Annotated in this window: 4 protein-coding genes and 1 pseudogene; 1 reads left to right on the top strand and 4 read right to left on the bottom strand. The window is 71.0% G+C overall.

Annotation, left to right across the window (positions count from 1 at the left end):
- Nucleotides 1-236 (bottom strand): annotated as a pseudogene (locus G7A99_RS25110) (methyltransferase type 12); the annotation flags it as partial.
- A 149-nt stretch (nt 237-385) separates the two neighbouring features.
- On the opposite strand from G7A99_RS25110, the gene G7A99_RS02185 reads away from it, so the two are divergent.
- The gene (locus G7A99_RS02185; protein ID WP_026320907.1) at nt 386-1,267 is read left to right on the top strand and encodes an AraC family transcriptional regulator; all 882 of its coding nucleotides are present in this window, start codon (nt 386-388) and stop codon (nt 1,265-1,267) included.
- A 39-nt stretch (nt 1,268-1,306) separates the two neighbouring features.
- Here G7A99_RS02185 and G7A99_RS02180 read toward each other — a convergent pair whose 3' ends face one another.
- The 3 genes from G7A99_RS02180 to G7A99_RS02170 form a co-directional block, all read right to left on the bottom strand.
- Entirely contained in the window at nt 1,307-2,470 is a 1,164-nt protein-coding gene (locus G7A99_RS02180; protein WP_163138750.1) for an iron-containing alcohol dehydrogenase, read from the bottom strand.
- Nucleotides 2,471-2,592: 122 nt separating this feature from the next.
- Nucleotides 2,593-3,477: a (2E,6E)-farnesyl diphosphate synthase gene (gene ispA, locus G7A99_RS02175; RefSeq protein WP_018716975.1), complete on the bottom strand. Its 885-nt coding sequence runs from the start codon at nt 3,475-3,477 to the stop codon at nt 2,593-2,595.
- Complete coding sequence (locus G7A99_RS02170) at nt 3,467-3,751, bottom strand: exodeoxyribonuclease VII small subunit (RefSeq protein ID WP_018716974.1); 285 nt, start codon at nt 3,749-3,751, stop codon at nt 3,467-3,469. The genes ispA and G7A99_RS02170 overlap by 11 nt, the downstream gene beginning before the upstream one ends.
- Nucleotides 3,752-3,975 lie beyond the last annotated feature (224 nt).

The raw sequence follows: 3,975 nt of genomic DNA, 5'->3' as shown, positions 1-3,975 counted from the left end.
AGGGCCGTCGCGCTGCCGCAGTGGGCGACGAGGCGGTCGTCATCGATACCGGCGAGGAGGCGATGCAGGTGTGGATTGATCTCGACGGCGAGCAGCCGCGCATCCGCCGCCATGCCCGCGAGCAGGGCCGTGGTGGTGCCGCCGGAACCGGGCCCGAGCTCCACCACGGTCGCGGCACTGGCGAGGTCGGCGGCCCCGACCAGGCCCGCCTCCAGGAAGCGCGAGCTCGGGATCATGGACGCCACCTCGCCCGGGCGGCGGAGGAACTCTCGGAAAAACGCGCAGGGACGGCTCATCGCTCCGGCATCCGTTCGCTTGGGGCACGGGCGGCAAGCCTACACCAACAAGGCGGCAAAATCGTCCCGGTGGCGGAAGGGGGGCAGCGGTGACGGGGCCCTCTGACTGGCCGTTGCCGCCGGAGGGGGTGCGTTTCTTCGTGCCCACGTTCCTGCGCGATCACCTGGCGGGGAACCCGCTCACCCGAGAGCTCTATCCCCACGCCATGGGCTACTATCCCCGCGCGGCCGGCCACGCCGTGCGCCGCGACAGCCATGTTGACCACCTGGTGCTCTACTGCTGTGACGGGGCCGGCACCCTCAGCGTGGACGGCCATGAGTGGCCGGTGGCGGCCGGGGACGTGATGCTGCTGCCCCGCGACGTCCTCCACGCCTACGCCGCGTCCGGCGACGACCCCTGGACGCTGTACTGGGTGCATTTCGATGGCACGCGCACCGGCGACTTCTGGGCGGCGATCGGCTTCGAGCGCGAGCGGCCGGTGGCCCGGCTCGGGCGCTCGCCGAAGCTCCTCGCCGATTTCGAGACCCTGCTGGGGGTTCGTCGCAGCGGCTACTCCCCGCCGGTGTTCGTGCACGCGGCGAACCACCTGCGGGCGATGCTGAGCTACCTGGCGGTGGTCTCGCCACGCTCGGCGACCCGTCAGGCGGGCGGCTTCGACCTCGATCACGTGCACGCGCTGATGCAGGCGAACCTCCACCACCACCTGGACCTGGACACGCTGGCGGCGAGCGTGAACCTCTCGCGCTATACCTTCGCCCGTCAGTATAAGCGCCTGACCGGGATGCCGCCGATACAGAACTTCATCCACATGAAGATGGAACGGGCCTGCTATCTGCTCGACATATCCACGCGGAGCGTGCAGCAGATCGCCTTCGAGCTCGGTTACGAGGACGCCTACTACTTCTCGCGGCTGTTCCGGAAGGTGGTCGGGGTCTCGCCTACGCGCTACCGGGCGATGCGCTACGGCTGAGGGGCGACGGGCCGCCGGGCGGCCCGTCGTGTCGCGGGACTACTCGTAGCAGTCCATGTAGAGCTGCTTGAGGGTCGGCACGTCCGGCACGCGGGGGTTGTTGCCCGGCGAGCCGGACGCCAGTGCCTGCTCCGCCATGGTCTCCAGGACGCCCTCGTATTCGGCCCGGTCGATACCGTAGTCCGCCGGGGTGGGGACCTGCAGGTCGCGGTTGAGCGCGCGCAGGGCATCGAGCAGGGCGGCGACGGCGGTCTCGTCGTCCGCGTCCGGAGCGGTGACGGCCATCGCCCGGGCGCAGTCCGCGTAGCGCGGCAGCGCCTCGCCCTCGGCGGAGTACTCGGTGATCCGCGGCAGCAGCATGGCGTTGGACAGCCCGTGGGGCACGTGGAAGAACGCGCCGAGGGGCCGGCTCATGCCGTGGACGAGGGCGACGGAGGCGTTGGAGAAGGCCATCCCGCCTTGGGTCGCCGCACGCATCATCGCCTCTCGGGCCTCACGGTTGTCCGGCTCGAAGCAGGCGGTGCGGAGGTTGTCGGCGACCGCGCGCATGCCGGCGATGGCCTGGGCGTCGGAGATCGGGTTGCGGCGGCGCGAGACGTAGGCCTCGATGCAGTGGGTGAGGGTGTCGAGGCCGGTATCCGCGGTCAGGCGGAAGGGCATGCTCAGGGTGAGCTCGAAGTCCACCAGGGCCGCGGTCGGGCAGAAGGCGGTACCGCCGCAGAGCATCTTCTCGCCGCTCTCGCTGTCGGTGATCACGGTGAAGCGCGTGACCTCCGAGCCGGTGCCCGCGGTCGTCGGGACGGCGATCACCGGCAGGGCGGGCCCGTCATTCTGGCGCGGCGCCTTGTAGTCGCGCATCGTGCCGCCGAAGGTGCCGAGGTAGGCGATGGCCTTGGCGGAATCCAGCGGGCTGCCGCCGCCGACGCCGATGACACAGTCGTAACGGTCCTGGCGCAGGGCCTCGACGCCGGCGTCGATGGAGGCGGTGGTCGGGTCGGGCACGGTGTCGGCGAATACGCCGGCGGTGATCCCGGCCTCCCTGAGCTGGGTGACGAGGCCGGGAACCGGCCCGCGGGTGTTCATGAACGCGTCGGTGACGATCAGCGGCCGGGACAGGCCCAGACGTTCGAGCACCGAGGCGAGCGAGCCGCTCGCGCCGCCGCCGATCTCCATCACCCGCGGCATCACGATCTGGTAGGTCATGGCGTTCCCTCCTCCTGGGTACGGGCGTGCCTCTGTGGGCACCGTGATCTCATCGATGAGGCTAGCCCGGCGTCCGTGCCCGTGGGATTGAGGAAAGCGTCCGAAAGCTGGACGATCTTGCCTCAGTGATCCCGTTCGATCACGTAGTTGGCGATCTCGCGCAGGCCCTCGGCCCGTTCCCCCAGCGGCTCCAGGCTGGCGAGGGCGTCGTCGCGCAGCTGCGCGGCGAAGGCCCGCGCCTCCGAGAGGCCGAGCAGAGCCGGGTAGGTGGGCTTGTCCAGGCGGGCGTCGGCGCCGCTCGCCTTGCCGAGCACGTCCGCGTCGCCGTCCACGTCGAGGATGTCGTCCTGGACCTGGAAGGCGAGGCCGATGCACTTGGCATAGTGATCGAGCTGCTCCAGCTCCGGGGCATCCGGTGCCTCGCCGCAGAGGGCGCCGAGGCGCACGCTCGCGCGGATCAGGGCCCCCGTCTTGTGGATGTGCATCGCCTCGAGCTCGGCCTCCGTGACCGCGTGGCCGACGGCGGCGAGGTCCATGGCCTGGCCGCCACACAGCCCCCGCGAGCCGGCGGCGGTTGCCAGGGTGTCGAGCATGGCGACTCGGGCCTCGGCGCCGACCCCCGGGGTCCGGGCAACGAGCCGGAACGCCAGGGCCTGCAGGGCGTCGCCGACCAGGATGGCGGTGGCGTCGTCGTAGGCTCGGTGGCAGGTGGGGCGGCCGCGGCGCAGGTCGTCGTCGTCCATGGCGGGCAGGTCGTCATGGACCAGCGAGTAGCAGTGGATGCATTCCACCGCGCAGGCGGCGGCATCAAGGGCGGCGGCGGGGGCGTCCAGAGCCTCCCCGCCGAGGTAGACCAGCAGGGGGCGCAGGCGCTTGCCGTTGCCGAGCACGGCGTAGCGCATCGCCTCGTGCAGCCGTGCGGGCGCCAGACCCGCGGGGGGCAGGGCGTGCTCGAGGGCCGCTTCCACGCGCTCGCGGCACTCGGAGAGGCGCTGTTCAATCGCCATCGCCTTCCCCCTCGTCGAAGGGCGCGAGGCCGGCGCTGTCGTCGTCGCTGTCGCCGAGCAGTACCTCGACCTTCTGCTCCGCCTCGGTCAGCGCCTTCTGGCAGACCCGGGTCAGGCCGACGCCGCGCTCGAACGCGCTCAGGGAGTCTTCCAGGCTGAGGTCGCCGCGTTCCATGCGCGCGACCAGCTCCTCGAGCTCCGCCAGTGCGGTCTCGAAATCCGGGGTGTGGCCGTCGGCGTCCGCCGTGTTGGTGTTGTCGCTGTCGTCGGTCATGGCTCCGGCGCGCTGCTGCGGTGTGCGTCCCCTTGGCAGGAGGGGGTGGACAGGACGTAGTGTAACGCACACACCGCCGGGTGTTGCGTTGCGTTACACTGCCGCGGCACGCCTCAGGGCCGACGAGAGGGACACGATTACGCATGGCGACGACATACGATGCCGCTTCCATCGAGGTGCTAACGGGGTTGGACCCGGTGCGGCGCCGGCCGGGGATGTATACC

This window comes from Arhodomonas sp. KWT (assembly GCF_010993615.1).
The sequence above is the reverse complement of the archived record's forward strand: the minus strand, read 5'-3'. Positions and strand labels throughout refer to the sequence as shown.

Bases quoted from the DNA above. Each gene is read 5' to 3' on its own strand.
- ispA (WP_018716975.1), bottom strand. From the start codon at position 3,477: ATGGCGATTGAACAGCGCCTCTCCGAGTGCCGCGAGCGCGTGGAAGCG.
- G7A99_RS02180 (WP_163138750.1), bottom strand. From the start codon at position 2,470: ATGACCTACCAGATCGTGATGCCGCGGGTGATGGAGATCGGCGGCGGC.
- G7A99_RS02170 (WP_018716974.1), bottom strand. From the start codon at position 3,751: ATGACCGACGACAGCGACAACACCAACACGGCGGACGCCGACGGCCAC.